Origin of the sequence: Pseudomonas sp. BF-B-15, assembly GCF_019946675.1 — a bacterium.
In the GTDB taxonomy this organism is placed as follows: domain Bacteria; phylum Pseudomonadota; class Gammaproteobacteria; order Pseudomonadales; family Pseudomonadaceae; genus Aquipseudomonas; species Aquipseudomonas migulae.
Window position 1 is genome coordinate 1 of record NZ_JAGYFZ010000205.1, and the last position, 2,295, is coordinate 2,295.

The 2,295-nt window shown below is 60.3% G+C and carries 2 protein-coding genes; both read left to right on the forward strand.

The annotated features are described in order from the left end of the window. Positions 1-232 precede the first annotated feature (232 nt). A complete protein-coding gene (locus tag KGA97_RS29330) occupies positions 233-940 on the forward strand; it encodes a winged helix-turn-helix domain-containing protein (RefSeq protein WP_032828732.1) in 708 nt (235 codons plus the stop codon). After that, entirely contained in the window at positions 941-2,227 is a 1,287-nt protein-coding gene (locus KGA97_RS29335; RefSeq protein ID WP_223414479.1) for an ATP-binding protein, read from the forward strand. Positions 2,228-2,295: the final 68 nt, after the last annotated feature.

Genomic DNA, 2,295 nt, shown 5'->3' on the forward strand with positions numbered 1-2,295 from the left:
TAGGAGCACGGCTTGCCGGCGAAGGCGTCCTTGAGATCGCCTTCGCCGGCAAGCCGTGCTCCTACAGTTAGTTGCGATCTTTTGCAGCGCAATTGTTAAAAACTCTTAAGAGTATGAAAGATCACTGAAAACCGGCCCCAGAGGCCGGTTTTTGCTGCCTGCAATCGCCGCCCCGACGCTGATTGACGCCATAATGCCATCCACTTCACACAAGAGTTGGCACGCGTTCGTTATGGATAACCTGGGTTTTGGCAAAGTTCTGCTGGTGGAAGACGACGAAAGGCTTGCCGGGCTGATCGCGCACTTCCTGTCCCAACATGGCTTTGAAGTGTTACAGGTGCATCGCGGCGACCTCGCGTTGGCCGCATTCCTCGACTTCAAACCGAAAATCGTTGTACTCGACCTGATGCTGCCGGGCCAGAGTGGCCTGCACGTGTGTCGCGAAATTCGCAGCGTGTCCGATACGCCGATCGTCATTCTCACCGCCAAGGAAGACGACCTCGATCACATCCTCGGCCTGGAGTCCGGCGCCGACGACTACGTGATCAAGCCGATCAAGCCGCCGGTATTGCTGGCCCGTCTGCGTGCGTTGCAACGCCGGCAAACGCCGGACAGCACAGTCTGCAGCTCGCTGGAATTCGGCCATCTGAGCATCGACCGCAGCTGTCGCGAAGTGCGCCTGGCGGGTGAGGGCATCGAGCTGACCACCATGGAATTCGAATTGCTGTGGTTGCTGGCCAGCGCGGCGGGCAAGATTTTGTCCCGCGACGATATCCTCAACCGCATGCGCGGGATCGCCTTCGACGGCCTCAACCGTAGCGTCGACGTCTACATCAGCAAGTTGCGCGGCAAGCTCAAGGACAACCCGCGTGAACCGGTGTGCATCAAGACCATCTGGGGCAAGGGTTACCTGTTCAATCCGTTCGCGTGGGAGCTGTAAATGCTGCGGTTATTTCTCGGTCTGTTTGTGATGATGACGGTTGGCCTGGTACTGGGGTTGCAAACCGTCGAGCGCACGTTCGATGCGCTGCTCGCCGGTCAAATGCAGAGCTACAACCGCGAGGCGGTGCGAGGTCAGGCCTGGTCGCTGGTGGAGCAGTTGCGCGGCCTGGACGGTCCGGCCCGGGAACGCCAATTGGAAACCGTGCGCCCTCACTACGGTTTGGGCCTGAGCCTGGTCGAAACGGATCAACTGGCCCTGACCGATCAGGAAAAAGCCGAGTTGGCCCAAGGCCTGCTGGTGCTGCGTGACAAGTACACGCAGTTCATCTCGCGCATTGACGACGGTTCGCAGTTGCTCAGCATCAAGCTGCCGGCCGAGCCGAGTCTGATGCCGTTCTACATTGCCGCGGCCTATTTGATGATCGCGGTGATGATTGGTTTCGTGTTGTTATTCTGGGTGCGCCCACACTGGCGAGATCTGGAGAAACTGCGCCTCGCCGCCGAACGCTTTGGCGACAACAACCTGTCGGCGCGGATCCAGCTGTCCAAGCGTTCGAACATTCGCGACCTGTCTGAACATTTCAACCTGATGGCTGCGCGCATCGAAGGCCTTATCGCCAATCAGCGTGAGCTGACCAACGCGGTATCCCATGAATTGCGCACGCCGATTGCCCGGCTGTCGTTCGAACTCGATCAGCTCAAGCAACAATCCGATCCGAGCCAGCGTCGCGAACTGATTGCCGACATGTACGCCGACCTCGGCGAGCTGGAAGAAATGGTCTCGGAGCTGCTGACCTACGCCAGCCTTGAGCGCGGCGCCACGGTCATTACCCGGGAGAATATTCAGGCCAACAGTTGGCTCGACAGCGTGGTCGGCAGCGTGGCGCTGGAAGCCGAGGCGGCCGGGGTGCAACTGCTGATTGTCGAGTGTCGGGTCGATGAGGTGCGCATCGAGCCGCGCTTCATGGCGCGCGCGGTGATCAACCTGCTGCGCAATGCCATTCGCTATGCCGAAGAGCGAGTGGAGGTGTCGTTGGTGCGCACCGGGGATCATTACGAGGTCCAGGTCAACGACGACGGGCCGGGCGTGCCGGTGGACGGGCGGGAGAAAATCTTCGAACCGTTCTCGCGCCTGGACGCCAGTCGGGATCGCCGCACGGGTGGTTTCGGCCTGGGCCTGGCCTTGGTGCGGCGGGTGTCGCAGTCTCATGGCGGGCAAGTGCAAGTGGCGGATTCGCCGTGGGGCGGGGCGTCGTTTCGCATGACCTGGGTGCATCAGGATTAGTTGTGTGTTGCCGACGACCCCTTCGCGGGCAAGCCTCGCTCCTACAGGTTATCGGTGTTTTTATGATC